We start from the raw sequence: 23539 nt of genomic DNA, 5'->3' as shown, positions 1-23539 counted from the left end.
GTTAGTCTTCCTCCATGAGGTCGATACCGATAGCTCGTTTGATCTGCTCGCGCAGGCCGCCGCTGCCGGCACCCTCGCCACCGAGGGTGACGAGCACCGGTTCGACGCTGGTCTCGACGTCGTTACGGACGCCTCGTGAGAGATGCTCCAGATCGTCCTCGTGCATCACCAGGATGCCGACGTCGTCGTCGGTGAGCATCCCCGCCACTGCGTCGTCCAGCTCGGCCGCCTTGTCGTCCTCGGGCACGTCCGCGAACTTGCGGACGCCGGCCAGCCGGAAGCCGGTCGTGAAGTCCGGACTCCCGATGACAGCGATCTCCTGGCTCATAGTATCACCAGCTCGTTCTCGATCTCGTCGGTGGAGAGGCCGCCCTCCCGGCCGCGTGCGATGGCACGGATGTTGTCGACCTCACGCTCCTTGGCCAGCACGTACGCCAGGACCGGGCAGATCGACAGCGGATACCGGTTGGACAGCCGCCCCGAGTACTCCAGAAGCGCCGCGTCCAGGGCGCGCTCGAACTCGATGAGGCTGTCGGCCGCCTCCAGGGTGTCCAGCCCCGCCTCGAGGTCGTCGCCGTACTTGCTCGACCGGACGAACTCGACGAGCTGGTCGCGGTTGCGCGCCAGCTGGCGGATCTCGTCGGCGTCGAACAGCTTGCCGCCCTCGATGTAGTACTCCGAGGGCTCCAGGTCCGCACCACTGCGGGCCAGCCGGAAGGCGTTCCGGAGGTTCCGGAAGTCGACTTCCGCGCTGAGGAACTCGACGTACAGCTCCATCGCCCGGGACTGCTCGCCCGACAGGCCCGTCAACAGGTCCTCGTAGAAGGCCCGGTCGAGGGCGTTCTCCAGCGGCACGAGGACGCCCTCGTCCTCGTAGACCGCGTAGGCCTCGGCGAGGGGGTCGCCGAAGCGAGTCGGTTCGAGCAGTTCCACGAGTTCCTCGATGGACCCGGCGTTGAGCAACTGGTCCAGGAAGGCGTCGTCGAACTCGCCCGCCCGGATGAGGTCCGTCTCCACGTCGCTGGGGTTGGTGCCGGCGTACAGTCCCCGGATGATCGTCTTGACGTTCCAGACGTCGAACTTCCGGAGGTAGCGAGCCACGTAGTCGTACAGCTGGCCGTTGGCCCACTGCAACAGATCGTCGAAGTGTTTGGCGACGTTGCGGTTCAGCGCGTACTCGATGAGGTCGACGCCCGAGTGGCGCGCACCCAGGGCGTTCATCTCGCTCTCGTACTCGCTTTCCTCCATGAACCGGGCGATCTCGCCCGGCCCCATCCGGATCAGCTTCCGGTAATCGTCGTCGTCGAACAGCGCGGCGCGGCGCGAGCGGACTCGCGCGATCACGTACTCGTAGTTGCTGCCGCCCGCGGTCCGTTCCGTACTCATTGCTCGAACAGTCTGTCGCTGATCTCGCCGAGGTTGTCCTCCCAGACCTCGTCGACGATCGAGTCGAAGGTGTTGTTCACGCGGATCCGCGAGCCCTCGCTCTCGACGACGACGCCGCCGAGGCAGTCGGACTCGCCGGCGAAGTACCCGTCCAGCCCTTCCTCGTCGAGCAGTGACTCGATCAGCGCCTCGTCGTCGGCGTGTCCGTGAACCGCGAGTTCGTCGTCGGTGTCGAACTCCTCGGTGGCCGCGACGAGCAGTTCGTGGGTCAGCTCTTCGCGGTCGTCGCCTTCGATGTCGGCGATCTCCGATTCGACGGCCTCGCGAACCTCGCCGAGGACGTTCCGGCGCGCTTCGAGACGCTTCTGTTTGGCCTCGAGCTTGGCACTGGAGAGGCGCTGTTCACGCTCCTGTTCGATGGTCGATGCTACCTCTGCCTCGCGCTCGCTGCGGATCTCCTCGGCGTCGCGTTCGGCCTCGGCGACGATCTCCTCGGCTTCGGCCTCCGCCTCGGACATGATTTCCTCCGCACGCGCGCGGGCTTCGTCTCGGATGTCCTCTACGACCGTATCAAGGCTCATAGTTAGAGAAAGTTGAGGGCGTTTAGACGACGAAGACGACGACCAGCGCCAGGATCACCAGCGTCTCGGGAAGGACCGTGAGGATCAGCCCACGACCGAACATGTCGTCGTCCTCGGCGATCGCGCCGACCGCGGCCGCACCGATACCGCGCTCCGCGAAGCCCGCGCCGAAGGCCGCCAGCCCGACCGCCAGCGCTGCTGCGGCTGCGGGCGGAATAGCGGGTGCCTGTTCGATCGTCTGTGCGCCACCTTCCTGCAGAACCGGTCCGAGTGCGGTCAGTACCGCGGTGAATGTGTCGATCATGATTTGGATTCCGGGATTCGCTCGCTCCGAACATCCGGATATGTCTCTACGGGCTTCATAAAACTTCCCAAATGCCGTCGTCAGCGCGTGAAAACCCGATGAGAGACAGTCTCACGGCTCGGGAAACTAACCGGACGCAGCGACCCGCGCCACGCGAACGCCGTGCAAAAACTGCCTGAACCGTCAGTCCTCGGTCGTGTACTCGCGGTCGTAGCCGAAGGGCGAGTACGCACGACCGCCGCCCTCGTAGAACTTCCCGAAGAACTCGACGTACTCGAGACGCACCGCCTGCAGACCGGCACTCGTCACACCGAGCGCCAGCACGAGCAGGTGGCCCACGACGAGGACGAGCAGACCGCCGACCAGGCCGGCGATGCCAGAGTGGGCCAGCCCTTCGAACATCACGCTCGTGACCTCGTGGCCGTGGTAGGTTCCCTGTTCGAGCACGTGACTCGGTGAGTGACCGATGCCGAAGTGCCACGCGCCGTCGCCGGTGACGAACACGCCGAAGAAAAGCAGGTTGACCACGAAGGCCATTCCCGCCTTGGCCAGCAGGACCGCCGCCAGCCGCGTGTACGAGAGGACGTTGACCAGCACGTTCAGGAACTCGACGAACTCGATGGGTTCGGTGTAGGTCAGGAGCGCCAGGCCGACGAAGAATACGGCCAGCCCCGCGAGCCCCATCGTCGGCGAGAAGCCGGTGAAGCCGAGCGGGATCGGGTTCCCGGCGAAGACGCTCTCGGAGCCGTAGAGGATCGACGGTGCGCTCCCGAACGCGCCCGCGAAGATCCAGGCCCACAGGCCGAACATCATCATCAGCCAGGAGCCGCTCTCTCCGAGCGCGTCCATGAAGCCGTGTTCGAGGTTCTCGATGAAGTCGAGGACCCAGCCGATGGTCAGGTGGAGGACGCCGGCCAGCAGGCTCAACACGAGCCAGCCGAGTGCGTAGTCCCCGTACTTGGGCTGGAGGCCCTTGTGCAGGGGTGACCCGCCCATACCGAGCGCGCCCTCCCACAGATACGACGAGATCAGGTGGAGGCCGAATATCTCACCGTAGAGGATGCCGAATATCGCGGTGAAGCCGCCGGCCCACATGCCGACGCCACCGAGACTCCGGATCACGTCGCTGTCGAAACTGCTGTAGAGCCAGTAGCCCAGTCCCATGTAGAGGATCCCGTAGCCCAGGTCACCGATCATGAACCCGAAGAAGGCCGGGAACGTCAGGAAGACGAGCACTGTGGGGTCGAACTCGGTGTACTTGGGTCGGTTGATGACCTCGACCAGTGCCTCGAACGGCTTGGCCGCGCCGGGGTTGTCCTGGATGACCGGCGGGGAGTCGCTGCCCATCGTAACACTCCCACCGTCAGAGCGAGGCTCTGACGAAGTCACACTCGCTGCGCTCGCGTGACCACCGTCCGCAACCGTCTCTTTCTCCTGCTCCTGCTCGGCCTCCGCTTCGGCGGGTGACTCCGCGCCGTCGGTCACGTCACCGCCGACGCTCGCGCCGAGGTCCGTCTCGGTCGCGCCGCCGGCCGCGGGCGGTCCTTCGGTCACGTCTTCGGCGTGGCGGGCGTGGCCGTCCTCGTCGTAGTCGGCGCGTTCGAGTTCCTCGACCTCGACGTGGTCCCCGACGGCGTCGGCGAGCGCGCGTTCGAGGCGCTCGTACTCGTCGGTCGGGAGCCAGCCCTCCGCGACGAAGGCGTTCTCGGTCGTCGCGAAGGAGAGGGGTGCTTCGGACTTCTGTGCCTCGATGGCCAGCGTCTCCTCGGCGGCCAGCAGGAAGCCGGCCACGTCGAGTTTGAGGTCTTCGAGTTCGTCCTCGACCGTGTCGAGTTTGGACTCGAGTTGCTGTTTGCGGTGGTGCAGCTCGGAGATATACTCCTCGGGACTGCCCTCGGCGTCGGGCACGTCGTATGCCTGGAAGTCGGCTCCGACGAGCAGGTCCTGGACCGAGGCGTCGACGCCTTCTTCCACGGGGTCGGTCGCCTCGGGGTAGACGAAGACGGCGACCGCGTCGTCCTCCGAGAACACCTCGAAGGCGGCGACGCTATCGTCACCGGCGAGTTCGGCCTCGATGGTCTCGGGGTCGCCTTCGCCGACGCCGACGGCCAGCGAGTCGTACCCCGTCAGGAGATCCAGGTCGATGCCCAGCGCCGCGAACGGTTCGACGCTGTCGATGCGCTCTTCGACCGTCCGGAGTTCGTCCCGCAACTCCTCGCGGCGGTCGTCGAGTTCGTTGACCTCCTCGCGGATGTCTTCGAGTTCCTCGTCGAGGGCGTCCTCGGTCACCAGCCGCGTCGGGCCAGCGTTGGCCTCGTCGACGTCGAGGATGGACTTCAGCGAGCGGACGGTGACGAGCTTCTCGGAGGCCGCGTCGCCGCCTTCGGCGGGCGTGCCGGGCTCGAAGCCCTCCCACGCGCCGTCGTAGTCGCTGAGGTCGACCAGACGCAGATCGTGCACGGTCTCGACGACCGACTCCATGACCTGTTTGGAGCCGGTCACCGAGACCCGACTCATTTGTTCAGGTCTGAGCATGCACCGCCTCCTCGAACAGATCGGTTACGTGTTCGATCACCTCGTCGCGCTGCGTCTCGGCCTGTTTTTCCAGCTCCTCGCGTCGTTCGTCACCCTCCGCGAGGATCTTCTCGCGCTCGGCCTCGATCTCGTCGCGGGCGTCCTCGAGGCGTTGCTGAGCCCGCTCCTCGGCCTCCTCGCGGGCCTGCTGGCGAATCTCCTCGGCCTCCTCCCGAGCCTCGGAGATCGTCGCTTCGGCCTCCTCCTGGGCCTCGGCGACGATCTCGTCGGCCTCCTGTTCGGTCTCTTTGATCCGATCGAGAACCTCTGGCCTTGGCATTTGAATCATCCGGAGATTACAGAAGCGGCTATATGGTAGTTGCGAAGTTTGCCGCCACACCCACTCGTTCGTAGCTGTGTGACACGTTCACGGCCGATCGCCCCCTTTCCCCGGCCCGTCGGCGGCCGGAAATCCGGGGAATTATCACTTCCAGCGCCCTATGCTGAGCCAATGGGAGTCCTCGAGAACAAGTCCCGGGCCCGGCTCTTCTACAAGTACCTCTCGAAGGTGTACGACCAGATCAACCCCTTCATCTGGAACGAGGAGATGCGCACGGCGGCCATCGACCTCCTCGACGTCGAGCGCGACGATCGGGTCCTCGACATCGGGTGTGGCACCGGCTTCGCGACCGAGGGTCTCCTCGACCGCGTGGACACCGTCTACGGCCTCGATCAGAGTCCCCACCAGCTGGAGAAAGCCTACGAGAAGTTCGGCAAACGCGACGGCCCCGTGAACTTCCACCTCGGCGACGCCGAACGGCTCCCCTTCCGTGAGAACACCTTCGACGTGGTGTGGTCCTCTGGCTCCATCGAGTACTGGCCCAACCCCGTCGACGCCCTCGAGGAGTGCCGCCGCGTCGCCAAACCCGGCGGCCAGGTGCTGATCGTCGGCCCCAACTACCCCAACTCGTCGGTGTTCCAGAAACTCGCCGACGCGATCATGCTCTTTTACGACGAGCGCGAGGCCGACCGGATGTTCCGGGAAGCCGGCTTCGTCGACTTCGATCACCACACTATGGGGCCGGAGTACAACCCCGAGATCGCGATCACGACGGTCGCGACGGTGCCGGAGTAACGAGGAATTGTACCGGGCGTGATCGCAGGGACCGCTCGGCCTTTTCGCCCACGTTTTTGCGCGAGTGGGTCGTCCCGCGACCCCGAGCGGAAACAGGTGGGATTGCGACGGTGGCGCAGGTTCCTGAGTGAGAGTTAGGCTGTCGCCGCCAGTTCCGCCAGCTTGTGCCCGTCGAGATAGAGGTCGACCGTCACCTGCGACCCCGGCGCTATCTCGGGGTCGTTCGTGCCCGCCAGCCGCACGCTCGCGCGCTCACCGGCCTGCCAGTCGCCGTCGGCGGCGGTGTTGAACGGCCCGGTCGGACCGGACTCGAAGCCGGTGGCGGCGAAGAAGGGGACCGGTGGCTGGTGCGCGAGCGGGCGGCCGTCGATCCGGACGCGGACCTGGAGCGCGGAGACGGCGACGGTGTCGCCGCCGCGGTGCAAGAGGGTCAGCCGGTCCGCGCTGGCGTCGGCCTGGAGCTCGAAGGCGGCCCGGGTCGGGCCGTCGTCGGGCGGTGCCGCGCCGAGTGCGGTCACACCGACGGCGGCGGCCGTGAGCACGACGACCGCGAGCAACAGGACGACGCCGACGACGGAGCTGAGTGCGCGAGTCGACACGCCGGTCGGTGGCGACGCTTTCGTACTTCAACCTCCGGTGACGGCGTGGGCGGTGGTGAACGTGAGGTGGTCGTCACCGGCGATCACCTTGATCCGTGTACTCGTCCGTGGCTGGACCGTCCAGAGGCGACCGTCGGCACCGGTCGTGCCGACGAACTGGCCGTCGATCAGGATTCGGGCATCGACGGCGTCCCCGCTCGCCGTGTCCCGGACGGTCAGCTCTATCGGTCCGGTCGGGTGTGACAGGTTCACCTGCGCGGTGAGGTCGGCGGTGGCGTTCCGTGCGGTGACGGTCTCGCCGACCGGGAGCGTCGACAGCCGCTTTTCCTGGGTCTCGAAGAAGATCTCGCCGTTCGACCCGTCGAGGTAGGTCAGTAACTCACCGTGTTTGTGGTCGAAGCTGGCCTGGTACACGCCGTTGAGCATCGAGTCGATGTCGTCGTTTCGCTGATTGCTGTCCCTGGCGGCCCACGGGTACAGGTCGTACACGAAGTCGATGGCGGCGGTGATGTCGCCGTTGAATCGGTCGTTCCCGCCCTCCTGGAATCGGTTGTCGATGAACGATTCACGCAGGTACGCCTGGCGGCGGCTGTCGGCACTCGACAGGACGATGCCGCTACTGCCGGTCTGAACCAGGAACTGCTTCGTGTTGCGCGTGCCGACGAGTGACGACCGGATATTCTGCCGCGGGTCGGTGTAGAACAGCCCGGCCCGCTGTCTGGCGTTGCTGAACCGATTCTCGATCTCGAACGGGACGGTGTACTGAGGCGTGAACTGGGCGAGTCCCTGGATGCGGACTGCGCTCTCTTCGATCGCTCGGGCGCGTGAATCGATCACTGCGAACCGTCTGAACACGACCCTGGCCGAGATCTGCCCGTCGTCGAACTGCTGGATAGTGCGCCGCTGGAACTGGCGCAGCGCGCTCGTCCTGTCCCTGAGGTCGGTCGCAGTCTCTCGAAGGACGGCGGTCTTGGCCGACGAGTTGGGTGCCATACGAAACTGTTCCACGTCCGTCTCGCTAGTGAACGTCTCCTGTAGTTGCGCGCTGTCGGTGGCCACCGCAGCGCCGAGGTCGAGCGACGCGTTGCCTATTCGGCTCCGCGTGTCTTCGGTGGGTAGTTCCAGGTAGTTCGTCGTATTCCTGGCCGTCGTGACGGGAGCGGCGATGGAACCGGGCGCGGCCTGTGTCGCCGTGCCCGACTGTGGTCCGGGAGAGAGGGCCGGCGTGCCGACGGCCACCGTCGCGGTGACGACGAACACGGCCACGAGCGCGGGGAGTAGGTATCGCATGGCGGGTACCTGCCACATGGAGGTGGGACTACAAAAAACCCGACCGACTCTCGCCGTCGTTCCCTGCACTCATGTCTCTCAGACTAATTTTCTATCGCCGTGTGAGCGCCGCTTAGACCTTTCACAGCCGCTTCTGACGTTTTTTCATCTGATGGAAAGTGTTTTGCCCGAGGCGCGACCAGAGACGATTAATGTTGACGCGGGCACATGCCGCCCTGCTCGCCTCACTCGCCCTCCTCCTGACCGCAGGTCCGGTGGCTGCCCCGGCGCTCGCCGACGGGGCCGAGGCTCACCAGCCAGCCGTCTCCAGCGGCGTCTCCCTCCAGACACAGGACACGGAAATCAACCGGACCGACACGACGTTCCACGTCGGGATCAGGTCAGACGGTGACGCGGTGTGGACGATCAGACGGAACTACACGGTCGACACCGAGGCAAAGCGGGCGGCTTTCGGATCGGTCGCACGGGAGTTCGAGAGCGGCGCGGGGCTCGACACGATCAGGACGGCACGGACGGCGAGCGAGCGCGCCAGCGTCGCGACCGGTCGGCCGATGGACATCACCGATGTGGCCCGACGGAGTTCCCTCACGGGTGATACCGGGCAACTCGTGCTCGAGTTCACCTGGACCGGGTTCGCTCGTAAGTCCGGAACCTACCTCTACGTCGACGACGTGTTCCTCTCGCTCGACGGGACGTGGTTCCCGACGCTGGGTGCGAACCAGACGCTGACCATCGTTCCACCGCGGGCGTACGACCTGTACAGTGCCTCTCCACCGGGATACTCGGTGACGAACGCGTCGCTCCGCTGGGAAGGTGACCAGGAGGGGACTTTCGAGGTCAGCCAGCCGTCGGTCGTCTACCGGCGAAGCGGGAACGCCACGCCGTCCAACGACAGCACACCCGGGCCGCAGTCCGGCGGTATCCCGCCGCTGTTGCTCGTCGGCATCGCGGCGTTGTTCGTCGCCGTCGTGATCGCGTATCTGCTCGCGACACGCGACTTCGACGTGCCGTCGCCGGCCGCGCCGACCGACGATGGTGACGGTGGCGGCGACGGTGACGGCCCGCCCGCAGCGGCCGAGACGGCCGCGTCGACGACCGACGGCGGGACGGCGGCCGCGGCCGCCGAGGCTGGCGACGACGAGATCGACGAGGAACTGCTGAGCGACGAGGAACGGATCGAGCGCCTGCTCGAACGGAACGGCGGGCGCATGAAACAGGCGAACATCGTCAAAGAGACCGACTGGTCGAACGCGAAGGTGTCCCAGTTGCTCTCCTCGATGGACGACGAGGGGCGCATCGACAAACTCCGGATCGGCCGGGAGAACCTCATCTCGTTCCCCGACGAGGACATCACGGACACGAACGGCGAGGAGCCGGAAAACGGTGGATAGAGGGGGCGAAACCCTCGGCTTTTACCGTCCGGTCGAGGGATGAACAGTTGTCTGCGGTTCCGCCGTTCGGAAACGTTTAACGGGGAGTAATCCCCAGGTTCGGGTGAGTATGAAGATTCTCGTAACGGTAAAGGAGGTGGCGGAAGTCGAGGACGAGTTCGAGATCTCCGGCGGCGATATCGCCGAGCAGTATCTCGAATACGACCTCAACGAATGGGACGACTACGCCGTCGAGGAAGCCGTCCAGATCAGCGAGGCCGAGGACGACGTGGAGGTCGTCACCGCGACCATCGGTCCGGAGCGCGCCGAGGAGACCATCCGGATGGCCCTGGCCAAGGGTGCCGACCGCGCGGTCCGCGTGTGGGACGACGACATCGAGAGTGCGGGCAAGCTCGACGTCGAAACCAAGGCCGAACTGCTCGCGGGTGTCGTCGAGGAGGAAGACCCCGACCTCGTCCTGACCGGCGTCCAGGCCGGTGACGAGTCCAACGGCGCGACGGGCGTCACACTGGCCGAAAAGATCGGCTTCGAGTGGGCCGCCGTCGTCAACCAGCTCGACCTCGACATCGAGGGTGGCGTCGCGAACGTCCACCGCGAACTGGAGGGCGGCGTCGAGGAGCTCACCGAAGTCGAGAGTCCCGCCGTGCTGACGATCCAGTCCGGGATCAACGAGCCCCGCTACGCGAGCCTGCGCGGCATCCGCCAGGCCCAGAGCAAGCCGCTCGACGTGAAGAGCCTCGACGATGTCGGCCTCTCCGCCGACGATCTCGAGAGCTCGCTGGCCCAGACCGACATGTACGAGCCCGAGTCCGAGGGCGACGCGACGGTCTGGAGCGGCGACGCGGAGGAGACGGCCGGACAGCTGGCCGAATTCCTCCGCGACAAGGGGGTGGTCGAGGGATGAGTTCCGTCGCACGGACGACGCGTGACGACCTCATGCGCCTCACCGGAGGTGAGGGCGCATGAGCGACGTTCTCGCCATCGCCGAGCATCGCCGTGGCGAACTGCGCGACGTAAGCCTGGAGATGGTCACGGCCGGCCGCGACCTGGCCGACCAGACCGGCGGCGACCTGCACCTGGCAGTCATCAGCGGCGATGTGGACGACTACGCGACCCAGGTCAACCGTGAGGGCGTCGACGCCATCCACACCGTCGAGTACGGTGAGGAGTTCAACCACGACGTGTACACCCAGGCCATCGAACAGCTCTACGCCGACCTCGACCCGCAGTACCTCCTGGCCCCCAACTCGGTCAACGGGATGGACTACGCCCCGGCCGTCGCCGAGGGCCTCTCCCTGCCGCTCGTGACCGATGCGGTCGACCTGGAGGAAGACGGCGGACTCACCGTCACTCGCGAGCAGTACGGTGGCAAGGTCGAGACGACCATCGACGTGGAAGAGGACCACGCCGCCGTGACGATCCGGCCGGCCGAGTGGGCCCAGGCCGAGGGTGACGGCGACGCCGACATCGAGGCGTTCGACGCCGACATCGACGAGAGCGAGATCCAGTCCACAGTGACGGGATTCGAGGAAGTCGCCGGGGGCGACGTGGACATCAGCGAGGCGGACTTCCTGATCTCCATCGGCCGCGGGATCGATGAGGAGGAGAACATCACGCTGATCGAGGCGCTGGTCGAGGCGACCGACGCCACGCTGTCGTCGTCCCGTCCCATCGTCGACAACGGCTGGCTCCCTGCCAACCGGCAGGTTGGCCAGTCCGGGAAAGTCGTCACGCCCGACGTGTACATCGCCATCGGCATCTCCGGGGCCGTCCAGCACGTCGCCGGGATGAAGGGCGCCGACACCATCGTCGCGATCAACACCGACCCCAACGCACCCATCTGGGACCTCGCCGACTACGGCATCGAAGACGACCTCTTCGAGGTCGTGCCGGCCCTCATCGAAGAGTTCGGCGGCGACGTGCCGGACGTGTAAATCGGGAAATTCGGTTCGTCTTTTTTACGGCCGCGAACGGCGTGAGCGACCGCTTTTTCGCCCACGTTTTTGCGCCGAGTGGTGGCGAGCAGCGTGAGCCACCCGAGGTGTAAAAAGGTGGGGTGGCGACGTGCCGGACGTGTAAATCGGGAAATTCGGTTCGTCTTTTTTACGGTCGCGAACTCCATCAGCGGCGGCGCTTCGTCGCTGGTGTCGTCCCGGCTCCGTCACCCGCTTTGATCGGCTACTTAGTGCGGTTCACACGCCCGCGTCAACACTTATCACCGGAGCACTCCACGGTCGAGACGATATGCGCGCAGCAGTCATCGAGGAACACGGGGAGCCACTGGCTATCGAAGACGTGGACGAACCGGAACCGGACCCCCACGGAGTCGTCGTCGAGACCGAAGCCTGCGGGATCTGCCGGAGTGACTGGCACGTCTGGCAGGGCGACTGGGACTGGCTGGGGATCGACGCCGGTGCGGGACAGATCCTCGGCCACGAGCCGGCCGGCCGCGTGATGGCGGTCGGCGACGAGGTCGAACAGGTCCGGGCGGGCGATCACATCGCGATCCCGTTCAGCCTGGGCGACGGCACCTGCCCGGAGTGCCAGTCGGGCCACTCGAACACCTGCGACAACGGCATCCCGCTGGGGTTCGTCGAGCAGGCCCAGGGGGCGTTCGCCGAGCAGGTCCACGTCCCCTTCGCCGACTTCAACGCGGTCCAGTTGCCCGACGGGGTCACGTCGGTCGACATGGCGGGCCTGGGCTGTCGGTTCATGACCTCGTTCCACGGGCTGGCTCACCGCGCGGACGTGGGTGCGGGCGACTGGGTGGCCGTCCACGGCTGCGGTGGCGTGGGGCTCTCGGCGGTCCACATCGCGGACGCGCTGGGCGCGAACGTGGTCGCGGTCGACCTGAAGGACGACAAGCTCACGCAGGCGGAGAATCTCGGCGCGGTCGAGACGATCAACGCGGCCGAGACCGAGCGCGTCCCCAAGGCGGTCAAGGGGCTGACCGACGGCGGGGCGGCGGTCAGCGTCGACGCCCTCGGCGTGGCAGAGACGAGCCGCAACTCCGTGTTGAGTCTCGGGAACCGTGGCCAGCACCTCCAGATCGGCCTGACGACGGAGGCGGAGAAAGGGTCGATCCCACAGCCGACCGACGCGATGGTGATGCAGGAGATCGAGTTCCTCGGGTCTTACGGGATGCCGGTGTCGCGGTACGACGAGATCTTCCGGATGGTGTCGACGGGCAAGATCGACCCGAGCGCGGTGGTGTCCGAGACTGTCGACCTCGAAGACGTGTCGGACAAGCTGGCGGCGATGACGGACTTCGAGACGGACGGGATTCCGGTCGTCGACTCGTTCTGAGGGTCGTCGCGGCGGGGTCGGTGGCGGGGCGACCGGTGGGTGACGCCGACGCGTCGCTTCGTCACCCTCATTGGTCCCTGGTCCTAACTGCCTGGTAATGGAGTATCTGGAGCGCCGACGGGCGCGCGTCGAGGAGCGGCTGGAGGCGGTCCTCGGCGGGGTCGAGCCGGCGGAGCTGGCCGACGAGCTGGGCCACGTCACGCTCTCGGGCGGGAAGCGCGTCCGCCCGACGGTGACGGTGCTGGTCTGTGAGACGCTGGGCGGTGACCCGGCGGATGCGGTCGATTTCGCCGTGGGCATCGAACTCGTCCACAACGCCTCGCTGGTGATCGACGACATCATCGACGATTCGGAGGTCCGGCGGGGCGTCCCGAGTGCGTGGGCCGAATTCGGCTTCGGCCCGGCGATCATCGCCTCGGACGGTCTGCTCGGTGAAGCGTTCGCCCTGTTCTCCAGCAACGAGCGAGCGATGCAGGCCGTCTCGGAGTCGATGGTCGAACTCGGCGAGGGGGAGGCGACGGAACTGGTCGCCCAGCCGGAAAACGAGAGCGAGTACATGGAACTGGCCCGCCGGAAGACGGGGGCGCTGTTCCGCGCCGCCGCCGAGCTGGGTGCTATCGCGGCCGACGCCGACGCCTACACGGTCGAGGCGTTCGGGCAGTACGCCGAGCGCGTCGGGATCGCCTTCCAGATGCGCGACGACGTGCTGGACGCGACCGCCGAGGCCGACGACCTCGGGAAGCCGACGGGCCACGACGCGGCGATGGACCGGCCCTCGCTGGTGCAGGTCACCGACCTCACGCCGGAGGAGGCAAACGAGCGCGCACGCGAGATGTCCGACGAGGCGTTGGCGTCGCTGTCGACGGTCGACGCAGAGGACTCCGAGGCGCTGGCGTATCTGGAGGATCTGGCGGAGTTCGTGGTTGTACGGGAGCGGTGACCGGAGGGAACCGCGAACGCAGTTCGTGAGCGGTGGGCGTGCGGTCGAGCGAAGTGAGACCGCGAACGAGCGTGCCGCGAACGCAGTGAGAGAACGGTAACGAGGGCTCTGTCTCGCGGTTGCACCGCTCGCATTTTCGGAGGACTCGACGGTCGTCCTCCTTACTGCATGAAGTCGGGGAGGTCCCTGGGGTCGGTGACTTCGGCCGGATCGATCCCGTGGTCTTCGAGGTAGGCGACCTCGTCGCCGATGGCCGTACCGTCGTCGTCGGTGTAGAGGGCGACGGCTTCGTCGAGGACTTCCAGGGCTTCCTGGCGGGTTTCGCCCTGCGTGACGACGCTGGTTTCGACGTCGACCGCGGACCACTGGTCGTCGGCTTCTTCGATGAGACGAATCTCCCGGCTAGACATACCACAGCCTACGACCGTGGGTGGAATAAGCGTTCTGTCGAACTCGACTGTGGTCACGCCGCCGGGCGGTTTCGGGCGCGGGCTCAGGCAGGGGGTCGGTCCCTCCGGACGCGGGATTCGACGACGGCGAAGGCGAGCGTGCTGACGAGCCCGAGGATGGTGCCGCCGGTGAGCGTCGCCGCGAGGAACGAGAGGGTCACGAGGTCGAGGAAGTACGCGCTCATCCCGTAGAGGACCGCGGAGATGGCGACGACGTAGAAGGGGGCGTTGAGATAGTGCCACTCGAACTCGCCAGCAAGGTACTCGTCGGTGACGCGGCCGAGGCTGGAGGTGATACCGGCGGCGGCGAACCAGCGGACGGCCCCGATCACGAGCGCCGCCAGCACTTCGAGTGCGCCCAGCGCCCCGCGACTGGTCTGTGCGGTTTCCAGGGACTGGACGCCCTCGACGCCGCCGATCAGCAGGAGGGCGGCGGCCACGACGGAGGTGATCAGCGTCACGCGACCGGCGTAGAACACCGACCGGAGGCGGTCGATGGCCGAGTCCAGCGCCCGTTCGACGCCGAGGCCGCGGCCCAGGATGTAGAGGCCGAGCAGGCCGGAGGTCATCCCGAAGACCGCGCCGGGCATCCCGAAGTAGTCGGCGACGATCGCCAGCGGATAGATCAACAGCAGGATTCCGAGGGGGACGAGGATGGTCCCGCGGGTCTCCGGGTCGTCCAGCACCTGCTTGATGGTGTAGTACATCGATTCGAGGTCCTGTGCCTGGCGGACGACGACGCGCTGGACGCCGTCGACGTAGACCCGCGAGCGGATGACGGGGACGACGCTCTCGTCCTGTGCGCCGTCGGTGACGACGATGGCGCGCACGTCGTCGCTGGCGGAGATGCTCGCCAGCACCGTGTCGACTTCCTCGCCGACCTCGCGATTCGCGGCCACGTCCTTGCCGTCGACGCCGGTCACTGCGGCGACCTCAACCGCCTCGTCCTCGATCGACTTCTGGATGTGGAGTCCCTCGAAGAGGACGTTCACGTCGGAGTCCTCGGGGTCCGCGGTCGCGAGCGCCACGGCAGCCTCTTCGACGGCGTCGCGGCCGATTACCGGGGTGTCCATCCCGGTCTTGCGTCCGAGGTCGTCGTCGAGGTCCACACACAGGACCAGCAGCATCACTCACCACTTCGCCGCTGTCGCTTATCTGCTTTTGGGCGAATAGTCGTGGATCGGCCCGGTAGGTGGACCAGAGTACCGCCCTCGTCTGGCGTCCACTGACCTAGAGGCCAGCCGGTTCGTCGCCCTCGCTGCCGACGTACTGGTAACTGACGTACAACAGTACCCCGAGCGTCAGCGTGAGCAGGGCGTAGGAGGCCGCAACCATCAGCGCGTCCGTCTTCGTCTCGAACTCACCCGTGCGGAAGACGATCGCCTTCCGGACCAGCGCGATGACCCCAGTAAAGATCACCAGCCGAAGGATACGCGCCGTCTCGTCCGACCGCGCGTAGGCGATGACAGTATTGTACACCTCGACGATGATGAAAAGCAGGAGTGCGGTGTCGATGAATCCGATGACGACGAGCGGTTCGCTGATATCGCCACTCCGTATCTCCTCGACGATCTGGAGACCGAGGTCGAACACACCGATTGCGAACAGCACGACGAGGACGAACCCTGCGATCAGTTCCACGACTTGCATGACGCGTTCGGAGAAGCTGACGAACGGGTCGATTCTCGTTCCCGAGAGTGCGGTTTCCGACTCTCCCACGGCAGTTGCCTCACTGTTGGACTCGTCGGTGGAGCCGCCGTCTTGGCCCGAGCCCTCGCCATCCATACCGGTACCATGGCCCGAACACCGAAAAGACCGGTGTCGACCGGGAACCACCAGTTCCGTTTCGCACGGCTTTTGCCGCTCGACGGGAAAGAAGGGGTAACCGATGATCTCGAAGGGCTGTGAACAGTGCGCAGAGGGTGGCAAGCTCGTCCTCTTCGTCTACGGCTACTGCGACCAGCGCGACTGTTTCTACTGCCCGCTGGGGGAGAACCGCAAGAACGTCACCGACGTGTACGCCAACGAGCGAAAGGTCGAGGACGACCAGGACGTGATCGAGGAAGCCGAGCGCATGGACGCCCTCGGGGCCTCGATCACCGGCGGCGAACCCCAGGAAGCGATGGAGCGAACCACTCGTTATCTCTCCATGCTGAAAGACGAGTACGGCGAGGACTTCCACACCCACCTCTACACCGGCATCACGGGCGGCCGCGAGAACATGCGCCGCCTGAGCGAGGCCGGTCTCGACGAGATCCGCTTCCACCCGCCGTTCGAGCAGTGGGGCGACCTCCACGGCACCGAGTGGGAGGACATCCTCTATACCGCCCGCGAGGAGGGGCTGACGCCCGCGTTCGAGATCCCGGGCATCCGCCCGGAGACGGAGTTTCTCGACTTTCTGGACGAGGGCGCGGCCGACTTCTGTAACATCAACGAGTTCGAGATGTCCGACGGCAACTACCGGCGGATGCAGGAGAAAGGGTACGAACTGAAAGAGGGCCACATGAGCGCCGTCGAGGACTCCAGGGAAGAGATTCTGGAAGTGATGGGCGACCACGAGAAAGTGTACTTCTGTACCTCCGTATTCAAGGACGCCGCCCAGCATCGCCGCCGGCTCAAGCGGATGGCTCGCACCGTTCGCCGCCCCTTCGACGAGGTGACCGACGACGGGACCCTCGTCTACGGGAAGACCTGGGCCGACCCCGAGCGCTTCGAGGCCCTGGGCGTGCCCGAAGAGTTCTATACCGTGAAATCCGACCACGTCGAGGTGGCGTGGTGGTTGCTGGAAGAGATGATCGCCGACGGCGACCTCGACGAGGGTGAGATCGTCGAGCAGTATCCGAGTTACGACGGGCAGGTCGTGGAGCGGACGCCGGTCTAAATCCGTACTGCATGGAGATTCGCGCTCCGCGTGAACCCTCTCACTCCCGCTGGCCGACCACATTATCAACGCTGAGTACGTTGACCGAAGTTTCTTATTTGCGGTGCCGATTGTACGGCTATGTCAGGGGTCTCTGGTACAGCCGGGACGGGTGCGTCGGGTGACGACAGTCTCCGGGACGCGCTCGCGACCTTCGTATCCTATATTCCGGACGGGACGACGATTCCGGAAGCGACGTGGCGGGCGCGCCACCGGAACGTGATCGTCGCGACGCTGTTGCAACTGCCGCTGTGGTTCCTGCTGGGTATCTACAGCGGCACGACGCCTATCGCGGCGGCGCGCATTCCGGCGACGCCGCTCCCGCTGATCTTTCTGGAGATCGGGATCGTGTTCGCGTTCGCGGCGGCGGCCTGGTTCGGCCCGTTCTCGCGGCGCGTCCGGACGGCGCTATCGATCACCGCACTGCTGGCCTCGTCGGTCGTCCTCGTGCAGTTCTCCGGCGGATACATCGAGGCGCACTTCCACTTCTTCGTCGCGATGGCGGTCGTCGCGACCTACGAGGACTGGCTCCCGTTCGCGCTCGGACTGGGCTACGTCGTCTTCACCCACGGCGTGTTCGGCACCATCGAGGCCAGCCGCGTGTACAATCACACGGCCGCGATCAACAACCCGTGGGTCTGGGGCCTCATCCACGGAATCTTCGTCCTCTTTCTGGCGCTCGCGTTGCTGTCGAACTGGGTGTCGACCGAACGCTCCCGCGAGGAGGCTCGCGAACAGTTGGCACAGGCCCGGGACCGCGCCCAGCAGATCGACGATCTGGAGGCCAAACAGACCGAGATCGAACGGCAACGGGAGGAGGCCGAGGAGGCGAAGGCGGAGGCGGAACGCAAGATGGCCGAGGTCCGCGAACGCAACGAGCACCTCGAACGGGTCGCCGACCGCTACCGGGCTCAGATGGATCGGGCGGCGGACGGCGACCTGAGCGTCCGCGTCGAGATCGACGACGAGAACGACGCGATGGGTGAGATCGGGACGGCGTTCAACGGCATGCTCGCCGAACTGGAGTCGACGGTCGACGAGATCCAGACGTTCGCCGACGAGGTCGCGACGGAGAGCGACCAGGTCTCGACCGAGGCCGCCGAGGCACGGACGGCCTCCGAGTCGCTCACCGAGTCCGTCGAGCGGATCACGACTGCGACCGACCAGCAGCGCGAGAAACTCGAAGCCACGGCCGACGAGATGACCGACCTGTCGGCGACCATCGAGGAGGTGGCCGCCTCGGCCGAGACCGTCGCCGAGAGTTCACAGGCGACGGCCGACGTGGCGGACCGCGGTGAAGAGACCGCTCACCGCGCCCGCGAGCAGGCCCAGGACGTTCGGACGGCCATCGAGTCGACCGTCGAACGCGTCGAGTCGCTGGACGAGCAGATGGACGAGATCGGCGAGATCGTCGAGTTGATCGGCGACATCGCCGAGCAGACGAACATGCTCGCGTTGAACGCCAACATCGAGGCGGCCCGCGCCGGGGACGGCGGCGGGGACGCCGGCGATGGCTTCGCCGTCGTCGCGAACGAAGTCAAGAACCTCGCCGAAGAGACACGGTCGGCCGCGGGCGACATCGAACAGCTCATCGAGGGCACCCGCGCGGAGAGTCGGGAAGCAGTCGCGAAGGCTCAGGAAGCCGAGTCGAGCGTCGTCGAGGGGATCGAGGCGATCGACGACGCCGTGGAAGCGTTCGAAGACGTCTCGGAGAACGCCGCCGAAACCGACAACGGCGTCCAGGAGATCAGCGACACGGTCGACGAGCAGGCCGCGTCCACGGAGGAAGCCGTCGCGATGATCGACGAGGTGACGGATCTCAGCCGCGAGACCGCCGAGGAGACGGACACGGTGTCGAGGGTCGCACAGGAACAGTCGGCGTCGATCTCGGAGGCCGAGGCCGCCGTCTCGACGCTGCGGACCCGCGCCGAGGACCTGCAGTCGCTGCTGTCGGAGTTCACGGTCCAGCCGGGGAGTCGAGACGCGACGGGCTCGAACCCCGCGGTCGGTGACGGTGGGAACTGAACCGTCGATCTATTTAGTCTGATCGCGCGCCAGTGGCGGGCAATCCGACAAAAAATCAGTCTTCTTTCATGTGCTGCAGCTGGTCCACCAGTTCGTCGGTGTCCTTGTCGGACTGGAACTCGACGTCACCGGTGTCGTGGTCTTCGTGGACGTTGACCGCTTCGTCCTCGTCTGCCTCGACGCTCTGATCTTTCTGCTCGGATTCGTCGTAGCTTCCAAAGCCCATTGTGTACCACCCCAGAGACTCCCGGAGTAAAATCCCCCCGGTCTGTTCGTGGCGTGGATGTGATTGCCCACCACGCCACCGGGACTTTTGAGCGGGCCCGACCAAGCGGGGGCATGGCACGACGCGACCAGTTCGTCACCGTCGACGGGATCGAGATTCACTACTCGGCATGGGGCGACCCGGCCGACCCCACAGTGCTGTGCGTCCACGGCCTCTCCCGGAACGGGCGGGACTTCGACCCGCTGGCGCGCGAACTGCAGGGTGACTACCACGTGGTCTGTCCGGACATGCCGGGACGGGGCTGGAGCGAGTGGGCCGACGACCCCGCGGCGCGCTACAGCAACGCGGCCATGGTCGAGACACTGGTCGGGTTCTGTGACGCGCTCGACCTGGGCTCGCTCCGGTACGTCGGCACGTCGATGGGCGGCGGGCTTGGCATGGCGCTGGCCGGGGGACCGCTGGCCGACCGGATCGAGCGGCTGGTGATCAACGACATGCCGCCGAATCCGGAGGCCGATTCCGCGCCCGAGGCGCTCGGGCGGATCATGGAGTACGTGCCGAATCCACCGACCGTCGAGACGATGACCGAACTGGAAGCGTACTTCAGAGACCTGTACGAGGGGCGGTTCAGCGAGATGACCGACGACGAGTACCGGCGGTTGACCGTGACCTCGGCGCGGCGGACCGACGACGGTCGTGTCACGACACACTACGATCCGCGCATCCTCGCGGGCGAGGACGACGACGAGGGCCCCGATCCGTGGGACGTGTGGGCGGCCATCGACGTGCCGATTCTGGTCCTTCGGGGAACGGACTCGGACATCTTGCCCGCGGAACCGTTCGAGCGGATGCTGGAGGTCCAGCCCGACGCCGAGACGGTCGAGGTCGACTGCGGACACGCACCGGCGCTGAACACGCCCGAACAGATCGACCCGATCCGGGAGCTGTTCGCGGGATAGCCGCGATATTTCGACAGGTTTGGACGGTAGCGGTGCGGTAGCGGGGTGGTAGCACCAGCACAGCACCGGACTTCGCGCCGCCGGCGCGAAGTCCGTAGTTTTTGATCCAGCTTTTTGCGAGCGGGGGTGCGCTCCGCGCACCCCCCGAAGTAAAAAGGTGGGTCGTAAGCGTTTAATTGCCGCTGTGAGTACGCTTCTGTATGCCGGATTGTCCACTGGCGGACGACTGCCCCAGTTTTAGCGAACGAATCGAAGGTATGGGGTGCCAGCACTACGGGGACCGCGGCGGCGCGGAGTGGTGCAGCCACTACAACCAGCCGATCCGCGACCTGAAAGAACAGCCGGTCCAGCCGGGCGAGGAAGTCGTCGTGACGGTCGAGGACATCCACGAGAGCGGGGCCGGCGTCGGCCGCACGGAGGACGGCTTCATCGTGATGGTCGACGGTGTCCTGCCGGAGGCTCGGGCACGCGTCCAGATCACGCGCGTCCACTCGAACCACGCCAAGGCCGAGGAGGTCGAGCGCCTCCCGCTCGAAGACGAGGACGAGAAAGCGGACGAGGACGAGGAAGCGGACGAGGACGAGGACGTGGAGGCCGAGATAGACGACGAGGCCGATGCCGACGAGGCCGAGGCCGACGACGAGGACGAGGACAAGCCACACCTCGGGAGCCGGGACAACTTCTGGGGCAGTTGAAGCGGCTCGGGGGTCGTGACCGGCAGGACTGTGGACAATCCGGATCCTCGGCGGCCAAAACCTGGCGGGTGTCGCGGGCCTTCGGACGGTGGGTTTTTCGCGCGGGCGGTGTTACCGCTGTGCAACGGATACGTGGGAGACACGAATGACTGACGACGAGATCGACGTCGACGGGATTCTGGAGCGGGCGGGATTCGACCCCGCGGAGAACGTCCTGACGCGGCGACAGGCGGAGGTGCTGGCACTGCGCGAGCGGGGGCTGGCGCAGGCCGAGATCGCCGAGTTGCTGGGCACGTCGCGAGCGAACGTCTCCAGTGTCGAGTCCAGCGCCCGCGACAACGTCTCGAAGGCCCGGGAGACTATCGCGTTCGCGGAGACGCTGCGCGCGCCGGTCCAGATCACCCTCGATGCGGGGACGGACCTCTACGACGTACCGGCGCGGGTGTTCGCGGAGTGTGACGAGGTCGGGGTCAAGGTGAACCACACGGCCCCGGAACTCATGAAGCGGATCAGCGACGAGGCGGGCGACGCGGTGGTCGGGCGCAACGTCGATCGGCGGCTGTTCGTCGGCGTCACCAGCGACGGCGCGGTGCGGGTGCGCCAGCGGCCCGAGGAGTGAGCCTTTAGGTGGCGGCCGCCGTCGGCCCGGACATGGATCTCGAACTCGACGGGAACGCGGTACTGTGTACGGCAGCCAGCAGCGGCCTCGGTCTGGCCAGCGCCGAGGCGTTCGCCCGCGAGGGCGCGGACGTTGCGATCTGTGGCCGGTCGGCGGAGCGCCTCGACGAGGCCGAGCGATCCCTGCAGGAACTCGGTGACGGCGGCGTGCTGGCCGTCGAAGCCGACATCACCGACGCCGACGACATCGAGCGGTTCGTCGACGAGACCGTCGATGCCTTCGGCGGGCTGGATCACGTCGTCACGAGCGCGGGCGGCCCGCCGAGCGGACCCTTCCTCGACATGGACGACGCGGACTTCTACTCGGCCTACGACCTGCTGGTGATGAGCGTCGTGCGGACGACCCGGGAAGCCTATCCACACCTGCAAGAGAGCGACGCGGGGACCGTCGTCAACATCACCTCCCGGTCGGTGCAGGAGGTCATCGACGGGCTGGTCCTCTCGAATTCGGTCCGCCGGGCGGTCATCGGGCTGATGAAGACCCAGGCGCGGGAGTTCGCGCCCGACGTGCGGGTCAACGCGGTCCTGCCGGGGGCACACGAGACCAGCCGCATCGAGGACCTGATCGAGCAGAACATCGACCGCGGCGAGTACGAGAGCTACGACGAGGGGCTGGACGACTGGTCGGACGGCATCCCGCTGGAACGGATTGGCGATCCCGAGGAACTGGGCGAGACCGTCGCCTGGCTCTCCAGCGAGGCGGCGAGTTACGTCACCGGCGCGGCGGTGCCGGTCGACGGCGGGAGTCTGCGGAGTTAATATCGGTCTTCATCGCGCAACTGCGCGACGATGTCGCGGACCTCCTGCGCGCGATCCTTCGGGATCACCAGCGTCCGGTCGCCGTAGCTGGCGATCACCAGATCCGAGACGCCGACGGCACTGACGTGGCCGTCGGTGGCGACGACAGCGTTCGTGGCGTCCTCGAGCAGGGCGTCGCCCAGCACCACGTTGCCCGCCTCGTCGGCCTCGAAGAGGCGTTCGACGGCGTCCCACGAGCCCAGGTCGTCCCACTCGAAACTCGCGGGGACGACGTAGGCCTTGTCGGTGCGTTCGAGGACGGCGTAGTCGACGCTGACGGGGTCGACGGCCGCGAAGCCGCGGTCGGGGTCGCCGTCGTCCATGGCCTCGACGAGCGGGCCCAGCGAGGACTGCCGGGCCTCGCCGAGGAAGGCGTTGGGCGTCCACGCGAAGATGCCGGCGTTCCAGTAGTACCCCTGCTCGACGTATCGGTCGGCGGTGTCGCGGTCGGGCTTTTCAGTGAAGGAGGCGACGGTGTGGTAGCCGTCGCGGGTCGCGGGTCGTTGCTCCCCGCTCGCCCGTTCGGAGGGCTCCCGATGGTCGACCTCCCGCCGTTCTCCGGGCTGGATGTATCCGTACCCCGTCGCGGCGCGGGTCGGTTCCACGCCGACGGTGACGAGGCCGCCGGTGCTGTCGGCGACCTGCGCGGCCGCGCGGGCGGTGCCGGCGAAGTCGCCGTCGATGCGGTGGTCGCTGGGCAGGGTGACCATGACGGCCTCGCTCAGTTGGTCGCGGATGCGATGGGCCGCGTACACCATGGCAGGACCGGTGTCTTTCGGTGCGGGTTCGGTGAGGACGGCGGCCTGTGGCGCGTGTTCGCGGACGGACTCGGCGAACTCCGGGCGGGTGAGGACGTACACGTCGTCGGCGAAGCCGGCGCGGTCGACGGTGGCCGAGAGTAGTGACTGCTTGCCGTCGAACGACTGGAGTTGCTTTGGCCGGTGGCTCCGGCTGGCGGGGTAGAGCCGGGTGCCGGTGCCGCCGGCGAGGACGACGGCGACGAGCGGACGGTCCATACCGACCCGACGGCCGCTCGGGGCAAAAAGCCTACCAGGTCTCGACGACGCCCTCGCGCACGTCCTCGACACAGCCCTGACAGTCGCGGTGGTCGGGGTCGAAACAGGCGGGGCGACCGGCATCGTCGAGCGCGACGGCGCGTCGCTCGGCGTAGCGGCGACAGACGAGCTTCGCGCGGCCCCGGTCGTCCTGCGGGAGGTCGGCCAGCGCGGCCCGTTTGGCGTCGCTGTAGGCGCGCTTCGCCTCGGCGAACTGGTCGCCGGCCGACCGGAGGTTCTCGACGAACCGTCGGAGTCGCCCGTCGTCGTCCATACCCGCAGTTGGAG

At 66.6% G+C, this 23539-nt stretch carries 26 protein-coding genes; 12 read left to right on the top strand and 14 right to left on the bottom strand.

Going from position 1 to position 23539, the window contains the following annotated elements:
* Nucleotide 1: 1 nt before the first annotated feature.
* The 6 genes from MU521_RS05085 to ahaH form a co-directional block, all read right to left on the bottom strand.
* Entirely contained in the window at nt 2-328 is a 327-nt protein-coding gene (locus MU521_RS05085) for a V-type ATP synthase subunit F (RefSeq protein ID WP_092687845.1), read from the bottom strand.
* Nucleotides 325-1386 carry a V-type ATP synthase subunit C gene (locus MU521_RS05080; protein ID WP_092687848.1) on the bottom strand — a complete coding sequence of 354 codons (1062 nt, stop codon included), beginning with the start codon at nt 1384-1386 and terminating at the stop codon, nt 325-327. The genes MU521_RS05085 and MU521_RS05080 overlap by 4 nt, the downstream gene beginning before the upstream one ends.
* On the bottom strand, nt 1383-1967 hold the full coding sequence (locus MU521_RS05075; RefSeq protein WP_092687851.1) for a V-type ATP synthase subunit E: 585 nt from the start codon (nt 1965-1967) through the stop codon (nt 1383-1385). Before MU521_RS05075 ends, MU521_RS05080 begins: the two co-directional genes overlap by 4 nt.
* A gap of 22 nt (nt 1968-1989) precedes the next feature.
* A complete protein-coding gene (locus tag MU521_RS05070; RefSeq protein ID WP_092687854.1) occupies nt 1990-2271 on the bottom strand; it encodes a F0F1 ATP synthase subunit C in 282 nt (93 codons plus the stop codon).
* Between the two features lie 183 nt (nt 2272-2454).
* Nucleotides 2455-4806 carry a V-type ATP synthase subunit I gene (locus tag MU521_RS05065; protein WP_092687857.1) on the bottom strand — a complete coding sequence of 784 codons (2352 nt, stop codon included), beginning with the start codon at nt 4804-4806 and terminating at the stop codon, nt 2455-2457.
* Nucleotides 4793-5125, bottom strand: coding sequence for an ATP synthase archaeal subunit H (gene ahaH / locus MU521_RS05060; RefSeq protein WP_092687860.1), 333 nt, complete (start codon nt 5123-5125; stop codon nt 4793-4795). The genes MU521_RS05065 and ahaH overlap by 14 nt, the downstream gene beginning before the upstream one ends.
* A gap of 171 nt (nt 5126-5296) precedes the next feature.
* Here ahaH and MU521_RS05055 point away from each other — a divergent pair, with 171 nt between their 5' ends.
* Nucleotides 5297-5920, top strand: a complete 624-nt coding sequence (locus MU521_RS05055) for a methyltransferase domain-containing protein (protein ID WP_092687863.1) — start codon at nt 5297-5299, stop codon at nt 5918-5920.
* A gap of 134 nt (nt 5921-6054) precedes the next feature.
* Here the strand turns inward: MU521_RS05055 and MU521_RS05050 are convergent, their stop codons facing one another.
* Both MU521_RS05050 and MU521_RS05045 read right to left on the bottom strand, forming a co-directional pair.
* A complete protein-coding gene (locus MU521_RS05050; protein ID WP_092687866.1) occupies nt 6055-6519 on the bottom strand; it encodes a type IV pilin domain-containing protein in 465 nt (154 codons plus the stop codon).
* Nucleotides 6520-6546: 27 nt separating this feature from the next.
* On the bottom strand, nt 6547-7809 hold the full coding sequence (locus MU521_RS05045) for a DUF7096 domain-containing protein (protein WP_092687869.1): 1263 nt from the start codon (nt 7807-7809) through the stop codon (nt 6547-6549).
* Nucleotides 7810-8000: 191 nt separating this feature from the next.
* Here MU521_RS05045 and MU521_RS05040 point away from each other — a divergent pair, with 191 nt between their 5' ends.
* From MU521_RS05040 to MU521_RS05020, 5 genes are all read left to right on the top strand, one after another.
* Entirely contained in the window at nt 8001-9200 is a 1200-nt protein-coding gene (locus tag MU521_RS05040) for a helix-turn-helix transcriptional regulator (RefSeq protein WP_092687872.1), read from the top strand.
* 109 nt (nt 9201-9309) lie between these two features.
* Nucleotides 9310-10104, top strand: a complete 795-nt coding sequence (locus tag MU521_RS05035; protein ID WP_092687874.1) for an electron transfer flavoprotein subunit beta/FixA family protein — start codon at nt 9310-9312, stop codon at nt 10102-10104.
* 58 nt (nt 10105-10162) lie between these two features.
* Nucleotides 10163-11134 (top strand): electron transfer flavoprotein subunit alpha/FixB family protein, encoded by a 972-nt coding sequence (locus tag MU521_RS05030; RefSeq protein WP_092687877.1) that lies wholly within the window; start codon nt 10163-10165, stop codon nt 11132-11134.
* Nucleotides 11135-11444: 310 nt separating this feature from the next.
* Nucleotides 11445-12506, top strand: a complete 1062-nt coding sequence (locus MU521_RS05025) for a zinc-dependent alcohol dehydrogenase family protein (protein WP_092687880.1) — start codon at nt 11445-11447, stop codon at nt 12504-12506.
* 97 nt (nt 12507-12603) lie between these two features.
* Nucleotides 12604-13446, top strand: coding sequence for a polyprenyl synthetase family protein (locus MU521_RS05020; protein WP_092687883.1), 843 nt, complete (start codon nt 12604-12606; stop codon nt 13444-13446).
* Nucleotides 13447-13607: 161 nt separating this feature from the next.
* Here MU521_RS05020 and MU521_RS05015 read toward each other — a convergent pair whose 3' ends face one another.
* From MU521_RS05015 to MU521_RS05005, 3 genes are all read right to left on the bottom strand, one after another.
* On the bottom strand, nt 13608-13856 hold the full coding sequence (locus tag MU521_RS05015; protein ID WP_092687886.1) for a type II toxin-antitoxin system HicB family antitoxin: 249 nt from the start codon (nt 13854-13856) through the stop codon (nt 13608-13610).
* A gap of 83 nt (nt 13857-13939) precedes the next feature.
* A complete protein-coding gene (locus MU521_RS05010; RefSeq protein WP_092687889.1) occupies nt 13940-15022 on the bottom strand; it encodes a DUF373 family protein in 1083 nt (360 codons plus the stop codon).
* A 103-nt stretch (nt 15023-15125) separates the two neighbouring features.
* The gene (locus MU521_RS05005; RefSeq protein WP_092687892.1) at nt 15126-15680 is read right to left on the bottom strand and encodes a phosphate-starvation-inducible PsiE family protein; all 555 of its coding nucleotides are present in this window, start codon (nt 15678-15680) and stop codon (nt 15126-15128) included.
* 103 nt (nt 15681-15783) lie between these two features.
* On the opposite strand from MU521_RS05005, the gene MU521_RS05000 reads away from it, so the two are divergent.
* Together MU521_RS05000 and MU521_RS04995 are read left to right on the top strand one after the other, a co-directional pair.
* Nucleotides 15784-16776 carry a radical SAM protein gene (locus tag MU521_RS05000; RefSeq protein WP_092687895.1) on the top strand — a complete coding sequence of 331 codons (993 nt, stop codon included), beginning with the start codon at nt 15784-15786 and terminating at the stop codon, nt 16774-16776.
* Between the two features lie 120 nt (nt 16777-16896).
* Complete coding sequence (locus MU521_RS04995) at nt 16897-18840, top strand: methyl-accepting chemotaxis protein (protein ID WP_092687898.1); 1944 nt, start codon at nt 16897-16899, stop codon at nt 18838-18840.
* 55 nt (nt 18841-18895) lie between these two features.
* Here the strand turns inward: MU521_RS04995 and MU521_RS04990 are convergent, their stop codons facing one another.
* Nucleotides 18896-19066 carry a DUF5786 family protein gene (locus MU521_RS04990; RefSeq protein ID WP_092687901.1) on the bottom strand — a complete coding sequence of 57 codons (171 nt, stop codon included), beginning with the start codon at nt 19064-19066 and terminating at the stop codon, nt 18896-18898.
* 113 nt (nt 19067-19179) lie between these two features.
* On the opposite strand from MU521_RS04990, the gene MU521_RS04985 reads away from it, so the two are divergent.
* From MU521_RS04985 to MU521_RS04970, 4 genes are all read left to right on the top strand, one after another.
* Nucleotides 19180-20025, top strand: coding sequence for an alpha/beta fold hydrolase (locus MU521_RS04985; RefSeq protein WP_092687904.1), 846 nt, complete (start codon nt 19180-19182; stop codon nt 20023-20025).
* A 200-nt stretch (nt 20026-20225) separates the two neighbouring features.
* Nucleotides 20226-20720: a TRAM domain-containing protein gene (locus MU521_RS04980; protein WP_092687907.1), complete on the top strand. Its 495-nt coding sequence runs from the start codon at nt 20226-20228 to the stop codon at nt 20718-20720.
* A 145-nt stretch (nt 20721-20865) separates the two neighbouring features.
* Complete coding sequence (locus MU521_RS04975) at nt 20866-21339, top strand: Tfx family DNA-binding protein (protein WP_092687910.1); 474 nt, start codon at nt 20866-20868, stop codon at nt 21337-21339.
* 32 nt (nt 21340-21371) lie between these two features.
* Nucleotides 21372-22157 (top strand): SDR family oxidoreductase, encoded by a 786-nt coding sequence (locus MU521_RS04970; RefSeq protein WP_092687914.1) that lies wholly within the window; start codon nt 21372-21374, stop codon nt 22155-22157.
* Here MU521_RS04970 and MU521_RS04965 read toward each other — a convergent pair.
* Both MU521_RS04965 and MU521_RS04960 read right to left on the bottom strand, forming a co-directional pair.
* The gene (locus MU521_RS04965) at nt 22154-23212 is read right to left on the bottom strand and encodes a mannose-1-phosphate guanylyltransferase (RefSeq protein ID WP_092687917.1); all 1059 of its coding nucleotides are present in this window, start codon (nt 23210-23212) and stop codon (nt 22154-22156) included. The two genes, MU521_RS04970 and MU521_RS04965, sit on opposite strands and share 4 nt — an antisense overlap.
* 31 nt (nt 23213-23243) lie before the next feature.
* Nucleotides 23244-23525, bottom strand: coding sequence for a DUF7091 family protein (locus MU521_RS04960; protein WP_092687920.1), 282 nt, complete (start codon nt 23523-23525; stop codon nt 23244-23246).
* Between the last annotated feature and the right edge of the window lie 14 nt (nt 23526-23539).

Origin of the sequence: Halorientalis regularis, assembly GCF_023698535.1 — an archaeon.
Taxonomy (GTDB): Archaea; Halobacteriota; Halobacteria; order Halobacteriales; family Haloarculaceae; genus Halorientalis; species Halorientalis regularis.
This window is presented reverse-complemented; position numbering and strand designations above follow the sequence as displayed.

What these genes read in the sequence shown, in the direction of transcription:
- MU521_RS05085 (WP_092687845.1), bottom strand. Translation starts at nt 328, where the DNA reads ATGAGCCAGGAGATCGCTGTCATCGGGAGTCCGGACTTCACGACCGGC.
- MU521_RS05080 (WP_092687848.1), bottom strand. Translation starts at nt 1,386, where the DNA reads ATGAGTACGGAACGGACCGCGGGCGGCAGCAACTACGAGTACGTGATC.
- MU521_RS05075 (WP_092687851.1), bottom strand. Translation starts at nt 1,967, where the DNA reads ATGAGCCTTGATACGGTCGTAGAGGACATCCGAGACGAAGCCCGCGCG.
- MU521_RS05070 (WP_092687854.1), bottom strand. Translation starts at nt 2,271, where the DNA reads ATGATCGACACATTCACCGCGGTACTGACCGCACTCGGACCGGTTCTG.
- MU521_RS05065 (WP_092687857.1), bottom strand. Translation starts at nt 4,806, where the DNA reads ATGCTCAGACCTGAACAAATGAGTCGGGTCTCGGTGACCGGCTCCAAA.
- ahaH (WP_092687860.1), bottom strand. Translation starts at nt 5,125, where the DNA reads ATGCCAAGGCCAGAGGTTCTCGATCGGATCAAAGAGACCGAACAGGAG.
- MU521_RS05055 (WP_092687863.1), top strand. Translation starts at nt 5,297, where the DNA reads ATGGGAGTCCTCGAGAACAAGTCCCGGGCCCGGCTCTTCTACAAGTAC.
- MU521_RS05045 (WP_092687869.1), bottom strand. Translation starts at nt 7,809, where the DNA reads ATGCGATACCTACTCCCCGCGCTCGTGGCCGTGTTCGTCGTCACCGCG.
- MU521_RS05040 (WP_092687872.1), top strand. Translation starts at nt 8,001, where the DNA reads ATGTTGACGCGGGCACATGCCGCCCTGCTCGCCTCACTCGCCCTCCTC.
- MU521_RS05035 (WP_092687874.1), top strand. Translation starts at nt 9,310, where the DNA reads ATGAAGATTCTCGTAACGGTAAAGGAGGTGGCGGAAGTCGAGGACGAG.
- MU521_RS05030 (WP_092687877.1), top strand. Translation starts at nt 10,163, where the DNA reads ATGAGCGACGTTCTCGCCATCGCCGAGCATCGCCGTGGCGAACTGCGC.
- MU521_RS05025 (WP_092687880.1), top strand. Translation starts at nt 11,445, where the DNA reads ATGCGCGCAGCAGTCATCGAGGAACACGGGGAGCCACTGGCTATCGAA.
- MU521_RS05020 (WP_092687883.1), top strand. Translation starts at nt 12,604, where the DNA reads ATGGAGTATCTGGAGCGCCGACGGGCGCGCGTCGAGGAGCGGCTGGAG.
- MU521_RS05015 (WP_092687886.1), bottom strand. Translation starts at nt 13,856, where the DNA reads ATGTCTAGCCGGGAGATTCGTCTCATCGAAGAAGCCGACGACCAGTGG.
- MU521_RS05010 (WP_092687889.1), bottom strand. Translation starts at nt 15,022, where the DNA reads ATGCTGCTGGTCCTGTGTGTGGACCTCGACGACGACCTCGGACGCAAG.
- MU521_RS05005 (WP_092687892.1), bottom strand. Translation starts at nt 15,680, where the DNA reads ATGGATGGCGAGGGCTCGGGCCAAGACGGCGGCTCCACCGACGAGTCC.
- MU521_RS05000 (WP_092687895.1), top strand. Translation starts at nt 15,784, where the DNA reads ATGATCTCGAAGGGCTGTGAACAGTGCGCAGAGGGTGGCAAGCTCGTC.
- MU521_RS04995 (WP_092687898.1), top strand. Translation starts at nt 16,897, where the DNA reads ATGTCAGGGGTCTCTGGTACAGCCGGGACGGGTGCGTCGGGTGACGAC.
- MU521_RS04990 (WP_092687901.1), bottom strand. Translation starts at nt 19,066, where the DNA reads ATGGGCTTTGGAAGCTACGACGAATCCGAGCAGAAAGATCAGAGCGTC.
- MU521_RS04985 (WP_092687904.1), top strand. Translation starts at nt 19,180, where the DNA reads ATGGCACGACGCGACCAGTTCGTCACCGTCGACGGGATCGAGATTCAC.
- MU521_RS04980 (WP_092687907.1), top strand. Translation starts at nt 20,226, where the DNA reads ATGCCGGATTGTCCACTGGCGGACGACTGCCCCAGTTTTAGCGAACGA.
- MU521_RS04975 (WP_092687910.1), top strand. Translation starts at nt 20,866, where the DNA reads ATGACTGACGACGAGATCGACGTCGACGGGATTCTGGAGCGGGCGGGA.
- MU521_RS04970 (WP_092687914.1), top strand. Translation starts at nt 21,372, where the DNA reads ATGGATCTCGAACTCGACGGGAACGCGGTACTGTGTACGGCAGCCAGC.
- MU521_RS04965 (WP_092687917.1), bottom strand. Translation starts at nt 23,212, where the DNA reads ATGGACCGTCCGCTCGTCGCCGTCGTCCTCGCCGGCGGCACCGGCACC.
- MU521_RS04960 (WP_092687920.1), bottom strand. Translation starts at nt 23,525, where the DNA reads ATGGACGACGACGGGCGACTCCGACGGTTCGTCGAGAACCTCCGGTCG.